The 19,053-nt window shown below is 64.8% G+C and carries 17 protein-coding genes; 10 read left to right on the top strand and 7 right to left on the bottom strand.

Annotation, left to right across the window (positions count from 1 at the left end; all coding sequences use genetic code 11):
* Together VG320_RS13245 and ydiK are read right to left on the bottom strand one after the other, a co-directional pair.
* On the bottom strand, positions 1–1,404 hold a 1,404-nt coding region (locus tag VG320_RS13245), incomplete at its 3' end, for an ATP-dependent Clp protease ATP-binding subunit (protein ID WP_327200558.1).
* Between the two features lie 278 nt (positions 1,405–1,682).
* On the bottom strand, positions 1,683–2,753 hold the full coding sequence (gene ydiK, locus VG320_RS13240) for an AI-2E family transporter YdiK (RefSeq protein WP_327200557.1): 1,071 nt from the start codon (positions 2,751–2,753) through the stop codon (positions 1,683–1,685).
* Between the two features lie 205 nt (positions 2,754–2,958).
* Between ydiK and surE the strand changes: the two genes are divergently transcribed.
* Positions 2,959–3,747 (top strand): 5'/3'-nucleotidase SurE, encoded by a 789-nt coding sequence (surE, locus tag VG320_RS13235; protein ID WP_327200556.1) that lies wholly within the window; start codon positions 2,959–2,961, stop codon positions 3,745–3,747.
* Between the two features lie 19 nt (positions 3,748–3,766).
* Here surE and VG320_RS13230 read toward each other — a convergent pair whose 3' ends face one another.
* Complete coding sequence (locus VG320_RS13230; RefSeq protein ID WP_327200555.1) at positions 3,767–4,222, bottom strand: thioesterase family protein; 456 nt, start codon at positions 4,220–4,222, stop codon at positions 3,767–3,769.
* Positions 4,223–4,227: 5 nt separating this feature from the next.
* A complete protein-coding gene (locus VG320_RS13225; protein WP_327200554.1) occupies positions 4,228–4,818 on the bottom strand; it encodes a BPSL1445 family SYLF domain-containing lipoprotein in 591 nt (196 codons plus the stop codon).
* 397 nt (positions 4,819–5,215) lie between these two features.
* Here VG320_RS13225 and VG320_RS13220 point away from each other — a divergent pair, with 397 nt between their 5' ends.
* The 3 genes from VG320_RS13220 (at position 5,216) to VG320_RS13210 (ending at position 9,880) form a co-directional block, all read left to right on the top strand.
* Positions 5,216–5,692, top strand: a complete 477-nt coding sequence (locus tag VG320_RS13220) for a hypothetical protein (protein ID WP_327200553.1) — start codon at positions 5,216–5,218, stop codon at positions 5,690–5,692.
* Between the two features lie 172 nt (positions 5,693–5,864).
* On the top strand, positions 5,865–6,527 hold the full coding sequence (locus VG320_RS13215; RefSeq protein ID WP_327200552.1) for a response regulator transcription factor: 663 nt from the start codon (positions 5,865–5,867) through the stop codon (positions 6,525–6,527).
* Positions 6,527–9,880, top strand: a complete 3,354-nt coding sequence (locus tag VG320_RS13210) for a hybrid sensor histidine kinase/response regulator (protein WP_327200551.1) — start codon at positions 6,527–6,529, stop codon at positions 9,878–9,880. Before VG320_RS13215 ends, VG320_RS13210 begins: the two co-directional genes overlap by 1 nt.
* Before the next feature lie 10 nt (positions 9,881–9,890).
* Here VG320_RS13210 and VG320_RS13205 read toward each other — a convergent pair whose 3' ends face one another.
* Positions 9,891–10,232, bottom strand: a complete 342-nt coding sequence (locus VG320_RS13205; RefSeq protein WP_327200550.1) for a hypothetical protein — start codon at positions 10,230–10,232, stop codon at positions 9,891–9,893.
* Positions 10,233–10,481: 249 nt separating this feature from the next.
* On the opposite strand from VG320_RS13205, the gene VG320_RS13200 reads away from it, so the two are divergent.
* The 4 genes from VG320_RS13200 to VG320_RS13185 all read left to right on the top strand — a co-directional run bounded on the left by VG320_RS13200 (position 10,482) and on the right by VG320_RS13185 (position 15,464).
* The gene (locus tag VG320_RS13200; protein WP_327200549.1) at positions 10,482–10,847 is read left to right on the top strand and encodes a DUF2946 domain-containing protein; all 366 of its coding nucleotides are present in this window, start codon (positions 10,482–10,484) and stop codon (positions 10,845–10,847) included.
* A gap of 237 nt (positions 10,848–11,084) precedes the next feature.
* Positions 11,085–13,481, top strand: a complete 2,397-nt coding sequence (locus VG320_RS13195; RefSeq protein WP_327200548.1) for a TonB-dependent receptor — start codon at positions 11,085–11,087, stop codon at positions 13,479–13,481.
* A 52-nt stretch (positions 13,482–13,533) separates the two neighbouring features.
* Complete coding sequence (locus VG320_RS13190; protein WP_327200547.1) at positions 13,534–15,051, top strand: PepSY domain-containing protein; 1,518 nt, start codon at positions 13,534–13,536, stop codon at positions 15,049–15,051.
* 95 nt (positions 15,052–15,146) lie between these two features.
* The gene (locus tag VG320_RS13185; protein WP_327200546.1) at positions 15,147–15,464 is read left to right on the top strand and encodes a hypothetical protein; all 318 of its coding nucleotides are present in this window, start codon (positions 15,147–15,149) and stop codon (positions 15,462–15,464) included.
* A 37-nt stretch (positions 15,465–15,501) separates the two neighbouring features.
* On the opposite strand, the gene VG320_RS13180 is transcribed toward VG320_RS13185, so the two are convergent.
* Together VG320_RS13180 and VG320_RS13175 are read right to left on the bottom strand one after the other, a co-directional pair.
* A complete protein-coding gene (locus tag VG320_RS13180; RefSeq protein WP_327200545.1) occupies positions 15,502–16,212 on the bottom strand; it encodes an SDR family NAD(P)-dependent oxidoreductase in 711 nt (236 codons plus the stop codon).
* 154 nt (positions 16,213–16,366) lie between these two features.
* Complete coding sequence (locus VG320_RS13175) at positions 16,367–17,275, bottom strand: sterol desaturase family protein (RefSeq protein WP_327200560.1); 909 nt, start codon at positions 17,273–17,275, stop codon at positions 16,367–16,369.
* A 343-nt stretch (positions 17,276–17,618) separates the two neighbouring features.
* Between VG320_RS13175 and VG320_RS13170 the strand changes: the two genes are divergently transcribed.
* Positions 17,619–18,617, top strand: a complete 999-nt coding sequence (locus VG320_RS13170) for a hypothetical protein (protein ID WP_327200544.1) — start codon at positions 17,619–17,621, stop codon at positions 18,615–18,617.
* Positions 18,618–18,703: 86 nt separating this feature from the next.
* Complete coding sequence (locus tag VG320_RS13165; RefSeq protein ID WP_327200543.1) at positions 18,704–19,042, top strand: EF-hand domain-containing protein; 339 nt, start codon at positions 18,704–18,706, stop codon at positions 19,040–19,042.
* The last annotated feature ends 11 nt before the right edge of the window (positions 19,043–19,053 follow it).

The raw sequence follows: 19,053 nt of genomic DNA, 5'->3' as shown, positions 1-19,053 counted from the left end.
GTCCGGCAGAAAGCGCCCGGTGATATAGCGATCCGACAGTTCGGCGGCGGAGACGAGCGCGTCGTCGCGAATCGTCACGTGATGGTGGACTTCGAGTTTGTCGCGCAGCCCGCGCAGGATATTGATGGTCTGATCGACGCTCGGCTCGGCCACGAACACGGGCTGGAAGCGGCGTTCGAGCGCCGCGTCCTTTTCGATGTACTTCTGGTATTCGGATAGCGTAGTGGCGCCAATCAGGTTCAATTCGCCGCGCGCCATCGCGGGCTTGAAGACGTTGGCGATATCGAGTCCGCCTTCATTGCCGCCCTGACCCGCGCCGACGATCATATGCACTTCGTCGATAAAGAGCACGAGATTCTCGCGCTGGGCTGAGATCTCTTCCATCACGCCCTTCACGCGTTCCTCGAATTCGCCGCGATACTTCGCGCCCGCAATCAGGCCGTTCACGTTGAGTTCGACAAGGCGCCGCCCGCGCAACGATTCGGGCACATCGCCGTTGAGCATGCGCTGCGCGAGTCCCTCGGCGATGGCGGTCTTGCCCACGCCAGGCTCGCCGATCAGCACCGGATTGTTCTTGCGGCGCCGCGCCAGCACTTCCACGACGGTTTCGATTTCGCTCGAACGCCCGATCACGGGATCGAGCTTGCCTTCACTCGCAAGCGCGGTGAGATCGCGGCTGTACTGGTCGAGTTGTGGCGTGGGGCTGGGCGCTTTCGCGGCAGGCCGCTCTTTCGGGTCGCCCTGGGCTTCCACGAGCCGCTGGAGCACCTTCTGCGGCGTCACGCCGTAACGGGCTAGCAGATGGCCCGCGAAGCTGTCCGGCACCTGTGTGAGGCCCAGCAGCAAATGCTCGGGCGCCACGTAGCTATGACCCAGTTCGCGCGAGATGAGAAACGCGCGATCGAGCGCGCCCTTCAGGCGCGGCGACACGGCCACGCGGCCCTCGTCGCCCGTCGCGATCGGATCGCGTTTCTGCGCGTTGGCGTCGATGAAGGCGCGCACGTCGGCGGGCTCGATACCCAGGCGCGTGAGCATGGCGGCGCCCGCTTCGTTGCCGGCCAGTTCGTAAAGCAGGTGTTCGGTATCCACTTCGCGGCGGCCGAATTGCAGGGCGCGTTCGGCGGCCCGTTGCAGCAATTCGCGCGCGACATCGCTGAAATGACGCTCGACAATGGCGCCGTCGCCGGCTTCCATCGTATGCGTGGGATTCTGCCCCGGCGCCGCTTCGGCCTGCTGCGCGGCGCGGAACAGCGATTCGAGCGGGCTCAGCGTGCGCTGATGCCGCGTGAGCTGGGCGTAGTGATAGTCGCAGACGTCGAGAAAGCGCCGCCTGCCGTCCTGCAACACGGCCACCCGCACGCTCGCGGGCCGCACGCCGCATATGTCGCAGTTGATCTGAGCCATTTTCCCTCCCGAAAAGCGCGGCGCCGCGCGTGCCCACGCGAGCGCTCCGAGCAAACGGGACGACGTGTGCAGCGAGTCCGGCGCAGATATGCGCAAGTGAACGCGATGAACGCAAGAACCAGGCGAAGTCCAGCCGTCATCCTAACGTCGAATGAAGCGGCGTGTCGTTAAGCTGCCTTGGTTGCTGGAGGGATAAGGCGGGTGAGAGGAAACAGTCTGATGAATCGCCCATCGAGACGTTTTTCGTCTCGATGGGTCGCCGGTGAGGCGTCAGGCTTTCAAACGTCAGCGGCAGGCGCCCCAGGCGTTTCGATCCACGCCTTGAGCAGCGTGGAAGACACCGCGAGGATCACCGGACCGATAAACAGCCCGACGATGCCAAACGCGAACATGCCGCCCAGCACGCCCGAAAGAATCAGCAGCATCGAAAGATTCACGCCGCGCCGGATCAGCACCGGCCGCACGAAGTTGTCGAGCATGACGACCATCACGGACCACACCGCGAGCAGGATCGCCGCCACGTGAGCATCGTGCATGAACAGCCAGATCGCGCCGCCGAACAGCGGCAGACCCGGGCCGATCTGTGCGAGGCAAAGCATGAGCATGAGCGCGGTGAGCACCCCCGCGCCGGGCACGCCGGCGATCGCCAGACCAATGCCGCCCAGCGCCGATTGCAGCACCGCCGTCACGACAATGCCGAGCGCAACCGCGCGGATCGCCGCTCCTGCGAGGCGCACCGCCTCCTCGCCATAGCGCGGGCCGACACGTTGCGCGAAGCGCACCACGAACGCCGCCGCTTTTTCGCCCTGCATATACAGAATGCCGGTGATGATGATGGTGACGACCATATGCAGCACGAACACGCCCACCGAAGCCGCGTGACCGATGAGCCAGTGCGCCGCGATCGACACGTAGGGTTCGAGACGCGCGAGCAGTCCGCCCGGGCCGGCATCGGAAAGCGTCTGCCATTCGCCGGCGATGCGCGCGCCCACCATCGGCAGGTCGTGAATCCACATCGGCGGAGGCGGCAGCGTATAGCTGGGCAGGCTGCGGATCAGGCCCATGATTTCGCCGCCGTGTTCCGCGAGCGTGGAAATCGCTTCGTAGAGAGGCAGGACGATTACCACCAGCAGGATCAGCAGCATGACGAGTGTGGCGATGCCGCGCCGCCCGCCGCAACGGTGCTGGACCGCGAGCATCGCGGGCCAGGTGGCGACGACGATCATGGTCGCCCAGATCAGGCCCGGAATGAATGGACGCATGACGTAGAGGGAACCGACCGTCAATGCGCAGAGGATCGCGATGATGAACAGCGCGCGAGCGATATCTGGCAGGTCTTGCGGCTTCACGGAGTCTCCTCGCGGCGGGCGCCGCAACAACGCAATGGATACGTAAAACAAGGGGCCGCGGCCCGCGCCCGAACGCTGGGAGCGCCAACCGCTGCGCGCTAGTCTATATCCAATACGTCTTGATCCGTCGCGAAATAGGCCGCCTTCTTCCATAATGGCCGTTGCTGCTGCACCTGTCTGCCTTCAACCCTGAACGAGACTTGCCATGTCCGCACCCGACTCGAAACTCCCCTGCGTGCTCCTTACCAACGATGACGGCATCGATGCGCCCGGCCTCGCCGTCCTGGAAGCGGTGGCCGCCGAACTCGCCCACGAAGTGTGGGTCGTCGCGCCAGAGCACGATCAGAGCGGCACCTCCCATTCGATCAGCCTGCACTCGCCGCTGCGCGTGAGCCGCCGTGGCGAGCGCCGTTTCGGCGTGATGGGCACGCCCGGCGACTGCGTGGTGATGGCCGTGCGCCATCTGATGGGCGATGTCACGCCGTCGCTGGTGCTCTCAGGCATCAATCGCGGCGCGAATCTCGGTGTGGAGACGATGTTCTCGGGCACGGTGGGCGCTGCCATGACGGGCCTGCTGCTCGGCTTGCCGTCGATCGCGTTGAGCCAGGCCTTCCGCGACCGCGACCACGTGCGCTGGGACACGGCCCGCGCGCTGGCGCCCGACGTGATTCGCCGTCTCGCGGCCATTTCGCATGACGCGCCGGTCTGCCTGAACGTGAATTTCCCCGATGTCGATGCAAGCGCCGCCGGGCCGCTGACCGTCACGCGCCAGGGCGTCGGTCTCGTGCAAGGCATCGATGTCGTGCCGCAGATCGATCCACGCGGCATCGACTATCACTGGCTGCGCTTTCATCGCGGGCCGCGCGAGAACGGGCCGGATTCGGAGACGGCCGTGGTGCATTCGGGCCGTGTTTCGGTCACGCCGCTGCAGTTCGACCGCACCGACGAGCGCACTTTCGCGACGTTGGAAAGCGCGCTGGGCGCAGCGCGCTGAGATTCGGGCGTGCCCCGGCTCAAACGCCTGGGCGTGCCGCCGAAGCGACGAGCGCCTCACGCAGATCGTCGGGGATGGCGATGGCCTTGTGCGTGTCGAGCGACGTCGTGACGATCGTCTGCGTCGCGCTCATGCGCACCACGCCGTCCGCGCCCGTGCAGGCCCAGGCGAGCGTCAGCGACGCCTGCCCGACGCGTTGCACGTCGAGCGACAGCGTCACGTCATCGCCCATCCTGCTGACCGCCGTGAAATCCACTTCGAGCCGAACGGTGGGCATGCCCACCCGCCGCGCACCGATGATGCCGTGATAGCCCTCGTCGGGCATCAGTTCGTCGATCCACGACTCGATCAGATCGTTGAACAGCACGAAATACTGCGGATAAAACACGATTCCGGCCGGGTCGCATTCGGAAAAATGAATCTTGTGGCGGCGGCTGAAAGTGGGCTTGCCGCCGGTTTTAGCCGTCTCGCTCATGGTGGTCAGATCACCAGACGCGAGACCTTGACGCCTTCGAGCGAGACGCCCGCCATCAGGCCGGCGTTGGTCAGCACGAAGGCTTCGACGGGGCTGGTCGCGGTCGAGGTATCGACATTGCCGTTGGCGCCCACGGTCACGACCGCGACCGTCGCATCGGCGCCGGCCGCCCAGCCCTGGCTCTTGAGGAAGTCTTCGAGCGCGCCCTGGTTCATGAACGCGAAGATGATGGCCTTGGATTGCGCACCGATCTGCAGGCCAAACGAGCCCGCCACCGTGCTGTAGTAACCGTCCGTGCGGCCGTTGATGCGCAGCGCGCCGGTGCCGTACTGGCCGCCGATCCAGAATCCCGCCGAGATCACGCTCGGGAACACCAGCACGCCGCTTGCCTTCGAGATGAGTTCCTGCGAGCCGCTCACGGTGTTGAACAGGCGCGTGAGCGTGGCGTCCACGCTGGCGTCGATCGAATTGCGCTTGGCCGCGTTCTGGGCAGCGCTGTTGCCGGACCCCAGCGGAGTCGTCGTGCAGCCGGCGAGAGCGAGACCACTCGCGGCGACCGCGACGCTGGAGCTGAGAAGAAATTGACGTCGGCGCATTGAATTGTTCCTGTAAAAGCGGTTCTTCGATGATCCCCGCGCGCGGGGCGCAACAGGATAGCGCGTGTGGTCGCCGGCCGCACCGCGCGGCCCATCGATCGCGCGGGCGGCAGCGGCGGCCACGCCCGCTTCCCTGGCCGGTTAAGACGTTATGTGGCGCCTGGAGTTCGCGGCCTTGAGGGTAATCCCGATCTGTCAGCAAACATTCCGGCGCTCGGCAACCTCCTGACGCTTTAGATCAGAATTCTCGTCGTATGCACGGTAAATTCTTACATAACATCTCCATTATTTCTCAGAATCATCCGATTTAGTCTGTCAGCGCTCATCGCTAAAGTCGAAGTGTGGCCGGCAAGCCGTACTGCGCCACCGCCCTTTCCCATCCGAATGAGCCTCTGCCATGTCCGTCGCTTCGCCTGTCCGTCCGACTCTTTCACCGCTGACGTCGTGGGTTCTGAGGGCCTGCGAACGGGCGAGCCGCTTCGGCATTTATCTGTTGCCCCTGTTCTACGTGGCCTTTTTTGCCGCGCTCTTTCTGCTGTGGCGCGAGCCGCAAGCCACCTTCTGGCCAATCGCGACGGCCAGCGCGCTGGGATGGGCGATGATGATCTGGGCGCTGGTCTTCGGCCTCGCCGGGCGACAGCACGCCCCGGCGTCCGGCCACGCCATCGGGCACGGCGCTCAGGCGGCAGCGCGTTCCGCCCCGCTGCGCTTCGCTTCGGTGCCCACGCGGGCCTGCCGCGAGACCTGTGCCATGCCGGGCGCCGATATGGGCCGCTTCTCCGCCGCCTGTTTCCACATGCACTGCACTGACGTACCCAGCATGGCGCGCAGCTGCGCCGACGCGAGCGGCCTGCACCGCTGCGGCAATCACTGACCCACTGGCGCAACGCAACGGCAGCGCACGTTCCGCGCCACCTTGTCCGACAGACAAGTCTTCCGTTCCCACGCGACATAATGAGATAACCTTCAGGGATGCAGAACGATATACGGCCCGGCGCATCGCGCCGCCCTTCCGACTGCTCTTGCCAGGCGACACGCTCACGCCCATGACGAATGCCACGCACACCCTGCGGATCGTAGTCGCCGACGATCACCCAGTCGTCCTGACGGCCATCCGCGACTACCTCGACCAGTTGCCGGGCCATCGGGTCGTAGCGACCACGGATTCCGGCGCCGGGCTGCTCGACACGCTGCGCACGATACCCTGCGATCTGCTCGTAACCGACTTTTCGATGCAGGGCGAGCTTGAGGACGAAGACGGCCTGCGCCTCATCGCCCGCGTGCGGCGTCTCTATCCCGACCTGCCCGTCGTAGTGTTCACGATGCTCACCAACGGCGGCATCCTGCACGAGCTATCCGCGCTAGGCGTGGCCGGGCTGGTCGGCAAGGACGAGCCGATTCCGACGCTCGCCCAGGTCTGCCAGCGCGCGCTCGTCGAACCGGGCACGACGCTTTCCGCGCGCATCGCCGAGCGGCTGGCGAAGGAAGGCTCGACCGCCGACGATTTTCGCCGCAGCAATCCGCTATCGCCGCGCGAACTGGAGGTCGTGCGCCTGTTTGCACTAGGCCTGAGTGTGACGGAGATCGCGAAGCGCCTGAGCCGCTCCGTCACAACCGTCGCCACGCAAAAGCGCGCCGCCATGCGCAAGCTGCACCTCGAATCGAATGCCGATCTGATCCGCTACGCGAGCGAACACGGATTCGCATAATGGAACGGCGCATCGCATCGCTCGCTTCGCCGCTCGGCGCGCTCAAGGCGCTTGAACACAACTTGCAGCGCGAGCGGCGCGTATTCGGCATGCTGCTCGTGCTGCTGTCGTTCGCGGGACTTTGCGCGGCGATTGTGGCTGCCTTCAGCATCGGTGCGGCGTCGCTTTCGAATCAGGCCACGCAGATACGCGTTGTCACGGAGCAGACCAATAAGATCCTGCTGCGGCGCTTCGCTCTGCTTTCGAACCTGCATCTGCTGCTCGCGCTACACGAGCTAGGGGCGCTAGCCAGCCCTCTCACGGCCGTACCCGGCCCGCCCCAACGCTGCACGCCCGCCTTCGACGGTCTCACCGGCGCGCCGGACCTGCGCACGTTCTGCGATCGGGTAGCGCAGATGGCCTCGGTGATCGATCCAGACGAGCCCATGATGTTCGTACTGCTCGACGGCAGCGCCGCCTGGAGCCATCAACTCAAACCCAACCCGCGCGCTTCGACCACCACTGCATCGCTGCAAGGCGGCGTCGAGCAGGCGCGCCTGCTGGTGGACGCGGTGCTGCTGCGCATGAGTACACGCGGAATCGACCCGCTCGGCGAGGGCCGTTGGCGCCAGGTCACATGGTTTCATCCGTCAGTAGGACTCGGTTTCGCGCCGTCCATCATGCTGGGCGCCGTCCCAGTGATCAAGGACGGCAAGCCCTTTGCGATCGTGCTGACCGCGATCGATCTCAGCCGTTTGCCGCGCGTGCCCAACCTCGGCGACGCCGATGCGGCAGCCCCCACCTTGTTCGACCGTGACGGTGCGATGCTCGCCGGCCCGCTGCCGGCAGCCGGCGCGCAATATGTCGATCGCGCAGTCGCCGGCCTCGCGCCAGCGCACTTTCATCTGCTGCCGCGTTTCGGCTGGGCCATGCGCGAGCAGCCACTCGAATACGATTTCGGCCACTACACGCTGACGATTTCGTGGGCCGAGCAATTCGCCCTGATCCGTATGCCGCTCACCGCCATCGCGCTGATGACGCTGGCGCTTTTTGTTCTCCTTGCCGCACTCGCGCGCTACTGGAACCGCCACGTGCTCGAACGCACCTATGCGGAAGCCACGCGCGCGCTTGAGGGCGAACTGCTCAACCATCTGCTCGTGCATGCGACGCCGGTCGGCTTGTGCATCGTGCGGCAGCGCAACTTCGAGATCATCATCGCGAACCAGATAGTGCGTAACGTGCTCGGCCTCGACGTCCAGGCAACGCGGCTGCCGGGCGCGCTATGCGCCGAGTTCGAACAGCGCATGCCCTATGCGACGCCCAGCGACGGCGAATTGCCGATCTACGATCTGCCCTTCTCGCTCACACGCGAAGATGGCGAAAGCGTGCATCTGGAAATCACCTTCGCACCGGCCACCATGCGGCGCGAGGACGTGATGTTCTGCGCTTTCGCCGATATGTCGAAGCACTATGAAGCCGAGCGCCTGCTGCGCGAAGCGAAGCGCACGAGCGACGAGGCCGCGCGCAGCAAAGTGAGTTTCTTCGCGGCGATGAGCCACGAGATCCGCACGCCGCTGGCCTCGCTCACCGGCAACATCGAACTGGTGGCGCGCGGGCCGCTCGCGCCCGAGCAGGAGGCGCGCGTGCAGGCAATGCAGATTTCCTCCTCCGAATTGCTGCAGATCGTGAGCGACGTGCTCGACTTCTCGAAGATCGACGTGGGCGCGATGACGCTTTCAGAGGAATCCGAATCGATTGCCGTGCTGCTGGTGCGCATCGCGCTAGCACATGCGCCACTCGCGGCGCGTCAGCAACTGCCGTTCTACCTCGTGATCGATCGCGCGATTCCCGCGCGCCTCTTTTTCGACTCCGTGCGCGTCGCGCAGATCGTCAATAACCTGCTGAGCAATGCGTTCAAATTTACGCACTCGGGCAAGGTCGTGCTGCGCGCGAACTGGCGCGACGACACGCTCGAAATCAGCGTGGCGGATTCCGGCGTGGGTATGCCGGAATCGCTCAAGGCGCGGCTTTTTCAGCCCTTCACGCAAGGCGACGCGCATCGGCTCACCGAAGCGCGCGGCACGGGTCTTGGGCTATCGATCTGCGGGCGTCTCGCCAAATTGATGCATGGACGTTGCGAGGTGGACAGCACGCTGGGCGTAGGCACGCGCGTGATCGTCACTCTGCCGCTGCGCGCGGACGGCGAAGCCAGCGCCGGCAGCGAGTGGACACTCCCCGACGCGCATCCGGCCATTCTGTGCCGCGCGCCCGAAAATCGCGAGTGGCTCACGAATCTGTTCGACACGAAAGTCAGTCTGCCGATCGATCTTGCTTCGCTGCACGATTCGTCGCGCGAGAGCGCGATGGACTATCTGCTGGTGACCGGCGAATACACCGCCGAAGAGGTGCAGCGCCTGTGGGGTGGCACGGCCAATGTCGTCTGGCTGTGCCAGGATGGGCCGCTCGTGCCGCGCGCACGCGCAGACGGTAGCCTCGAAGTGAGTCTATACAGCCTCGCGGGTATTCGCACCGCCACGCAGATGCTGCGTGCGCAGCCTGGCGCGCCGACGCCGGTCATCACGCCAGCCGTTATGGCCAGTAGCGCGCCGCAGCCTTCGCAAGTTAGCGAGTTCCAGCGCCTGAATGTCCTGATCGCCGAAGATAATTTGCTCAACCGCAGCCTGCTGCGCGACCAGTTGCGCACCCTCGGCGCGAACGTGATCGAAGCTAAGGATGGCGAAGAAGCCCTTGCGCGACTCGACGAAGCAAACGTCGATGTTGTGCTCACCGACCTCAACATGCCGCGTATGAACGGCCTCGAACTGTTGAAGCTCGCGCGGGCGAAGCATGCAGCGCTGCCCATCTACGCGGTGAGCGGCAATGCACTGCCCGAACAGATCGCGCAAGGCCGCCAGTCGGGCTTTACCGATTATCTGAGCAAACCGGTGCCGCTTGCGGCGCTCGCGCGCGTGCTTGCGGATATCGCCGCGCAGGTGCATCAGGTCACGCAGCCCGCGCAAGACGTCGAAGAAGGCGCCGGTGAAGATGACGACGAAGATGCCGATGTCCCGCGTTTTCCTGCGCTAACGCCCGAGATCGCGCCGCTCTTCATCGAGCAGGCCGATCACGATATCGCCGACTATGCGCGGCTCGCTCCGGAGCGCGACTTCAAGCGGCTGCGCGAGTGGGCGCACCGCGTCTCGGGTGGCCTAGCCGTGCTCGGTCCTTCGATGCTCTACGAAGCGTGCCTCGAGTTGCGCGCGACGCTGCGTGAAGCCGGCGAATGGACTGACGAGGTAGAAGAGTTGTCGACGGCAATCGTGCAGGAACTGGAGGCGCTGCGCGAGCAGGCCGCAAGCCAGTACCCCGCGTAAGCGCGATGTTTCAGCGGGGCGATGGCTGTGTTTCGTCTTCGGCCTGCTTCAGACATTCCGGGCAATTGCCGCTTTGCCGACGCACGCACCACTGACGTAACGCGCTCTCCTCGAGCGGACAGGCCACCGGATTGCGTGGCGTGGCATGCGTGCGCGCGCCGAGTTTCAGCGCAAAACTATCAGGCAGCGCCAGACCGCAAAGCGTCGCGCGGATTCCGCTGCCGCGCGAAAGCAGCGCCTGCCCCTGCGGCGTACGGTCACATGCCCGATGCTCCAGGCGTTGCCCGACGGGTTCGGCGGTACGTGCCAGCCAGCGCAGGCTCGATGAAGGGCGTAGAGGAAAGACGGACATGATCGCGCGCCGCGACGCAGGCGGCCCTTAAAGTTAATCAGTGATAGAAGTCACTAATGATCGCGCACGCCCATCCGACGAACCATCGGAATTGTTCGAAAGCCCCTGTTTTACGGCAGTCTCCCTGAGTGTCGACGATAAACCGGCGATAAATACGGGACTGCTTATGACGACTTTCAGCATGTGTAAATGCGTGCGCAAATCATTCGCATCATGGTAGACTGCGCCGCGCAAATCGCTCACTCCGAAATGAAACTACGCAAGCACATTCTGCTGACCGCATGGCTTGGCCTCGTTGCCATGTGGCTCATCGTGCTTGCGCCGCTCGCGAGTCAGTTGATCGCCGCGCATCACGCGCACGAGCCGGACGCCGCGCTTTGTTCGGCGCTCCAGCCCGCCTCCACGGCCCCGCATCTTTCGCACGACGATGCGTTCGGCGCCTGCGGCTACTGCCATCTGCTCGAACACCATGTCGCGATGCCAGCCATCCCGGCGCCCGAGCCGCTACGCGCGCTCGTGGCCGCCGTCGATCGCGTCGCGCCGCTCTCCACGCGTCATACGCCCTTCGGGGCCTTCCCCTCGGGCCGGCCGCGCGCCCCTCCCGTTCTCGCCTGATCCTGCCTGATAGCAGCCTTTAACGGCCGCACGTTTGCGTTTTTTCCGCATGATCGCCCGCGATCGCGCCCGCCTGTGTCCTCAATGGTTCGCGTGCGCGCTCGCCTGATCGAAGGCTGAATTCCAACGGTTCATCAGCCCATCGGCGTCATGTGGACGACACGCGCGCTGCACACGCGCAGACCCGCCATGCGGGTGCGTGCGGCCGCACGTTCATCGCTCTGGGGAAATCTCACCATGTCCACGCCCGCCTCGCGCGGCGCGCGCCTGCGCTCGCCCTCGCGGTTGTATCCGCACGTCCGTACCCGCCTCGCTCCGTTGTCTCTGATCGCGCCCTTGGCGGCCGCAGCGCTTGCCGCATTCGCCACGGCTTCGGCTCACGCGGCCGATGCCGCCGCCAATGCCGATAAAGCCTCCACGACACTGCCCACAGTCACGGTCAGCGCTTCGCACGGCGACGCGAAAGGTGCGCCCACGCCCGCCGTCGATCCGAATCTGCCCGCCACTGTCGAGACCGTGACGCCCGCGCAATTCAGCAACTGGAACGTCGTCAACACAGAGGACGTGCTCAAGTACCTGCCGAATCTCGCGGTGCGCAAACGCTTCGTAGGCGACCTCAATTCGATCATCGCGGTGCGCGGCACGAGCAACACGCAAAGCGCACGCGGCCTCGTGTATTCGGATGGTTTGCTGCTGTCGAATCTGCTCGGCAACAGCTATGCGTTCCCGCCGCGCTGGTCGATGGTGTTCCCCGACCAGATCCAGCAGGTGGATGTAATCTACGGGCCATACTCGGCGCTTTATCCGGGCAATTCGCTCGGCGCGACGGTGCTCATCACCACCCGCATGCCCAGTCAATTCGAAGCCAATGCCGACGTCAAAGCGTTCACGCAGCATTTCAGCCTGTATGGCGTGAACCAGAATTTCAACGGCAGCGAAATGAGCGCGTCGATTGGCGACCGCATCGGCAAGTTCTCCTGGCTGCTGGGCGTCAATCATCTGGAAAACACCAGCCAGCCGCTACAGTTCGCGACGCTCGCCCAATCGACCACGCCCGCGAAAGCCGGCGACACGCCTGTGCACGGCGCGTACTTCTACAACAACCAGACCAATGCGCGCACTGTCGTGCTGGGCGTGAACGGCGAAGGCATCGAACATACCGTGCAGGACCAGTTCAAGCTGCGCACACAATACGATTTCACGCCCACCGTGCAGGGCGGCTTCACGCTCGGCTACTGGCATCAGACCTACGACAGCCAGACATCGACCTTCCTCTACGACGACAACGGCAACCCCGTCTATAGCGGCAAGGTGAACATCGGCGGCTACGAGTACACCATTCCTGCCGCGGCGATGGCGCCCAGCCGCGGATGGAGCGAGAACTGGCTCTATGGCGTCAACTTGCGCACGCATCAGGCCACTGGCTGGAACGGCGAAGCCATTGCTTCGTACTACGATGTAAGCAATAGTGTTGCGCGTACGGCGAGTTCGGGCGGCCCGGGGAACGGCGCTGGCACGATGACGCTTGGCGACGGCACCGGCTGGAAGACGCTCGATCTCAAGACCACCTGGACGCCCGCGCGACCCGATGCGGGGCTCGGCGCGCATTGGTTGACTTTCGGCTATCACTACGACAATTACAGCGTCGATAACCGCACCTACAACACGCTGGCGTGGCGCGACGGCCCGGCAGGCAGTTTCGCCAACGCGTTCGCGGGAAAGACCGAAACGCAGGCCTTCTATGCGCAGGACGCATGGCGCTTTCTGCCGCGCTGGAAGCTCGTCTATGGTGTGCGCTATGAGGACTGGCACGCCTACGACGGCTATCAGGCGCTGGGCGCATCGACCGTGCCTTATGCGGGCGTGGGCGATCGTCATTTCTCGCCGAAGGCTTCGCTCTCCTTCGATCTCACCGACGATCTCACGCTGCGCGCCTCGGTCGCGCGCGCGTACCGCTTCCCGACCGTGGGCGAGTTGTTCCAGGGGCAGATAAACGGCTCGTCCATCGTCAACAACAATCCCAATCTGAAGGCCGAAGACGATCTGTCGAAGGAACTCACCGCCGAATGGGCGCACTGGAACGGGCTGTTCCGCTTCACGCTGTTCCAGGACGACGTGAAGAACACGATCTTCAGCCAGACCGATACCACGGTCATTCCGAACGTCACCAACTTCCAGAACATCGGCAAGGTGCGCTCGCGCGGCGTGGAAACCAGCTATCAGGGCGAGGACGTCGTGCTGCGCGGCCTCGATCTCACCGCGAGCGTGGCGTACACGCAGTCGAAGATCCTGGAGAACGCGCAGAACCCGGCCAGCGTCGGCAAGTACTTCTATCGCATTCCGCTGTGGCGCGTAAATGCGGTCGCGACTTATCGCTTCGACGCGCATAACGCGCTCACGCTCGCGGCCCGCTATTCGGGGCGTCAATACAACACGCTCACCAATACCGATACGAATCCGAACGTGTTCGGCGGCACCAGCACCTATACGGTCGCCGATGTGAAGTACACCTACCGGCCCACGAAGAAGAGCGAGATCGGTGTTGGTGTCGATAACCTGTTCGACGCGCGCTACTTCGTCTATCACCCCTATCCGGGCCGCACGTTCTATGTCGAGGCGAAGATCGGAATATGAGCGATCGCTCGCATTCTTCGCATCCATAACACTGAAATCAAAGGAGCCTCCAATGTCCGCTACGTTGCCCGCCTCCGGAACGCGCACCGCGCGCGCAGCCGGTACGGTCCATGCCGGCTATCGCACGCTATGGCGCTGGCACTTCTATGCTGGCCTGTTCGTCATGCCATTTCTGATCGTGCTGGCCATCACGGGCACGATCTATTGCTTCCAGCCGCAGATCGAACCGCTGCTTTATCCGCATCGTCTCGTGGTGACGCCTGCCGGCACGCCGCGCCTGCCCACCGATACGCTGCTCTCACGGGCGCAGGCTTCGTTGCCCGCCGACGCGAAACCCCTCCGCGCGCATATCGAATCCAATCCCGCACGCAGCGCCGAATTCGTATTCGCGCTCGCCAATGGCAGCAAGCAAAGCGTCTATCTGAATCCATATAGCGGCGAAGTGCTCGGCACGCTCGACGTCGACCGGCGATTCATGCAAGTGGATCGCATGCTCCATCGCAAACTGCTGCTTGGCAAGCCTGGCGAACTGCTGATGGAACTGGCGGCGTGCTGGACGCTCGTCATGATCGGCACGGGCGTAGCGCTGTGGTGGCCGCGCGCAACGTCTGGCGGCAGCGGATCGGCGTGGCGCGCCGCGCTCTGGCCTCGTCTGGGCGCAAAGGGAAGGCCATTCTGGAAGAGCCTGCATGGCGTGGTCGGCATCTGGCTCGCCGTGGGCGCGCTCGCGTTTGTGGTCAGCGGCCTGCCGTGGACCGGCTCGTGGGGCAAGCAGTTCAAGGCGCTGGCCACGCGCGTAAATGCAGGCGCGCCGCGCGGCGCGTGGGGCGGCGGCCTGCCGTTGAAATCCACGCTGCCGGGCGCGCCGACGCGCGCTGAGGGAGCGCCGGCCATGCAGATGGATCATGCGGAACACGCGGAACATGCGGGCCACGATATGTCGTCGATGCCCGGCATGGTGATGGACGACCTGCCCTTGCCCAACGTGCCGTGGGCTGTGGGCGCGATGAAGGTGCCGCAGTCACCCGACGCGGCCACACCCGAGCCCCCGCGCCTCACGCTCGACCAGGTCGTCGCGCGCGTGCGTGCGCTTGGCGTGGCCAGCGGTTACGACGTGGCGTTGCCCTCGACGGCGACCGGCGTCTACACGGTGTCGTATTTCCCCTCAGACCCGCAAAAAGAACGCACCGTCTATATCGACCAGTACAGCGGCAAAGTGCTGAAGGACATTCACTATGCCGATTACGGCGCGGTTTCGCAGGTCATTTCCTATGGCACATCGCTGCATATGGGCCGATATTTCGGCCTTGCGAATCAACTGATCTGCGCGGCGATTTCACTGGGCCTTGCGGCCCTTGCAGTAACGGGTTTCGTCATGTGGTGGCTGCGCCGTCCCGCCCGTACCGTGGGCGCGCCGTCGCGCGAGCGCGCGGCCCCGCCGATGCGCGCATGGAAGGCCGGCCTGGCGATTCTCGCCGTGGTTTTTCCGCTGATGGGCGCAACGATTCTCGTTGTCCTGCTGCTCGACCGGCTATTTTTCGGCAGCGCGAAAAATCTTTCGGCTTCCTGACAATCTGGGCATGCGCGACAGTAATTCGCGGACACAATTCCTCGTGAACCCGACCCCGCCTGGCGTTGCCAAAGGAATATTGAGGGGAGATTATCGTGTTCCGTTTCGTCTGCGCATTGGGGACGGCCGCCGCGCTCGCAGGCTGTGCCGTCGCTCCCTACCCCGGCTATCCGGGCTATTACGACGCGAGCTATGGCTATCCCTACGCTTACGGCTACCCATATGGCTACGGCTATTACCCCGACTATTACTACGGGCCGAGCTTCGGCTTCGCGTATTGGGGCGGTGGCGGATGCTGCTACCGTGGCTGGCATGGCGGCGGGTGGCACGGCGGCCACGGCGGCTGGCATGGCGGTGGCGGCACCTGGCAAAGCGCCGGTGGCCACGGCAGCAGCGGCGGTCACGGGCACTAGGCCCGTGCACGCTTTTCGCTACGGTTCTTCGCAGCCGTTAAACGCGCCCGTTTACTGCGATCGCGGCGCCGGTCACCGCGCGTGCGTCTGACGAAATCAGGAACGCGATCACCGAGGCAATTTCGTCGGCTTGAACCCAGCGCGTGAAATCGGCATCGGGCATATCGGCGCGATTCTGCGGCGTGTCGATGATGCTCGGCAGGATCGCATTGACCGTCACGCCTTTGTCCTTGAGTTCTTCGGCGAGCGCTTCGGTCAGGCGCGCCACGCCCGCCTTCGATGCCGAATAGGCACCCATCCCCAGTCCGGCTTTTTGCCCCGCGCCCGCACCGATGTTGACGATACGGCCCGTGCCGCGCGCGATCAGCGCCGGCAGCGCCGCTTTCGACGCGTTGAGCGCCGTCTTCACATTCAGGTCGAACATCAGATCCCAGGTGCGCGCGTCGCCATCGGCGATCGTTTCCCAGCGGAAAGCGCCCGCGATATTGACGAGCGCGTCGAGTCCGCCCAGCGCCTCGCCGGCCTTTTGCAGCGCCGCGCGCGCTGCTTCGGCATCGACCAGATCGACGCCGCCGAGGCACACCGCATCCTTGAGCGCCGCGGGCAACGCCTCGCCAACAGGCGCCGCGCCCCGGCCGATCAATGCCACCTTCGCGCCGCGCGCAACGAGAAACTGCGCCGTCGCCAAACCAAGGCTGCCGAATCCGCCGGTGATCGCCACCGTCTTGCCGTTCACTGAGTTATCCATCTTGTCTGCCTGCTTTCTGCGAGAGAGTCGTCCGGGTCTGGACGGAAAGTTCGAAAACGTTGCGGCGGCTCGTGGCCGCCGCAGGCCGCCACGTTAGCGGAGCTTGCGATTTACGGCAACTGCCCTGGCGATCACATTGATCGCATCGTTCACGCTACGCATCCGTGCGCACCGTCGCGAGGCTGCGCTTGCGCAGTTCCTCCGTGGTCTCGCCCTGGCCGTCGGCGCTCCAGCCCGGCGGCAGGATCACATGGCGCACGGCGGTCCACACGTTGGGAGCCGCCGCAATATCGCGCACGAGACTCACCCAATGCTCGAATTCGACGACGAGCGGATTGCGCGAACGCGTCGGCGTGACGAGGCCATAGCGGCACGGTTCGTCGGCGCGTTCCGCCACGTAGGTGCCGAACAGGCGGTCGAACACAACCAGCACGCCGCCGTAATTCGCATCGAGATAATCGACGTTCGACGCATGATGCACGCGATGCGCGGACGGCGTATTGAACACGTACTCGAACCAGCCGAGTTTCGGAATCCACGTGTTGTGCAGCCAGAACTGATAGAGCAGGTTGAACGAGAGGATCGCGACCACGATTTCAGGACGCACGCCGAGCCAGACGAGCGGCGCGAAGAACATCACGGGCCCGGCGATCTTGCCAGTCCAGCCGAGTCGATAAGCCGAGGAGAGCGTGAGCTGGTTAGGCGAATGATGCACCGCGTGCGTCGCCCAGAAAAAGCGCATGCGGTGCGAGGCGCGGTGATACCAGTAGTAGCAGAACTCCTGGCCGATAAAGACAAAGAACGCCAGCGTGAGGTTGTCGATCGAGAGCGTGAAAAGACGATGTTCCCAGGCGAAATGGAAGATCGGCGCGGCCAGCGAAATCGGCAGGAGCGCGAACAGTTTTCTTCCGGCCAGATCGGCAAGCGAGAGCCAGACTTCGGACCAGTCGAAGGCGGCCTCGCCCTCGCGGCGCTTCCTGAAGGTGAGCCAGGCCGCTTCGATCAGGGAGGCGAAGACGATAAAGAGCGTGACGTAATACGCGAGCTTGCCAGTGTTGAGCATGATGACGATGAACGTTAGAGGTGCGCTGAGAAAAGACGCGTCGTTCGTATGCATCGGTCGTCGCGTCGGATGAAGCGCACTTTAGAAGTGCTTCGCGCGAAACACCACGCGCAAAGTATGTCGGGATATGTCATGCGTGAAAGCAGCCAGCTGAACGCATCGGCAGCGCGCCCTTGACGCACGGGCGGCATGGGGAAATAGCCCGCTCAGATGTAACACCGCGACATGGTTTTGCACGCGACTCGCGCCGGGGTCCGCCCTATAGTTCGTTCCGCTGACACGCCGGATGCGTGTCCTGAAACGAACCGCCCCGCTCTCAAGCTCGCAAACGCAAGGACCTCTGATGAAATCGCTCCATCTCGCCGCCGCCACGCTCATCGCGCTCGCCAGCGCTCCTGCCTTTGCGGGCTGGTCCGGTCACGGCACCGCCTACACGCCGCACGGCACCTATAACGGCGCTCACGCCGGTTCCTGCGGCGGCGGCAGCTGCACGCACGCCGGCGGCGTGGCTGGCCCGTGGGGCGGCGTCGCCACCAACACGGGCACGGTCACACGCACCGCTCCCGGACAGTTCTCGAATAGCGGCACGGCAGTCGGCCCGAACGGACGTTCGGTGCAGCATTCGGGCGACACGAACTGCGCGGGCGGCACCTGCTCGCACACCGGCACGATGACGGGCGAAGACGGCCGCAGCGCTTCCAGCTCGGGCAGCGTGACCCGCACCGCACCGGGCCAGTACAGCTCGACGGGCACGGTCACGGCGGCCAACGGCAACAGCGTAAGCCACAACGCCTCGACGAATTGCGCCGGCTCCACCTGCTCGCGCTCCGGCACGGTCACGGGGGCGGATGGGGGCACCTACACCCATTCGGGCAGCGCGACGCGTGTGGCGCCGGGCGTCGTGACGACCTCGGGCGGCAGCACAGTCGTGCACGGCACGACCGTGGTCGCCGGTGGCACGACGGGTGGCACGACAGTCGTAACCGGAGGCAGCACAGTCGCAGTCGGCGCGACGGTTGCGGTCGCTGCAGTTCCCGCCCCGGCTCCCGCGCCCGTGGTAGTCACGCCGCCCCCGCCGCCGCCCGCCAACACCACGGTGTATGTCGCGCCCGCGCCGAAAGCTGTCTACGTGCCGCCCCCGCCGCCGAAGACGGTCTACGTCGCGCCGGCCCCGAAGGTCGTCTATGTCGCGCCGCCCGCGCCCAAGGTGGTGTATGTCGCGCGCCCGCTGCCGCGTGCGATCTATATCGCGCCGCGTCCGGTCTACGTTGCCCCGCGCCCCGCTGTCTGGGTACCGGGCCACTGGATGGGCGGCGTGTGGGTGCCGGCGCACTGGGCCTGATTGCCTTCGCCCCTGAAAACCCCATCGATTGATTCGTTTCCCCTACCCGGCCGACGCGCTATGTCGGCCACCCTACGGAGCACACCATGAAGAAGATGATCGTCCCCCTGATTTTGTGTATCGTTTCAGCTGCGGCTTCGGCGCAGGGCTTGCCCGCTGCACCGAATGGCGCACCAACGGGCGCGCCGACGATGTCCGCATCGCCTGCCACCAACGAGCGCATGACACGGGCCATCGCGCAACTGCAGTCCCGCTTCGCGCAGGCGAACACGACGCACGACGGCAAGCTCACGCGCGAACAGGCTCAGGCCGGCATGCCGATGGTGGCCCAGCACTTTGACGCCATCGACAGCCAGCACGCCGGTTATGTGACGCTCGCGCAGATCGAGGACTTCATGCGCGAACGGGCCGCCGCGAGCCGATGATCGCGGCATGC

The organism is Paraburkholderia sp. (assembly GCF_035948235.1).
Taxonomy (GTDB): Bacteria; Pseudomonadota; Gammaproteobacteria; order Burkholderiales; family Burkholderiaceae; genus Paraburkholderia.
The sequence above is the reverse complement of the archived record's forward strand: the minus strand, read 5'-3'. Positions and strand labels throughout refer to the sequence as shown.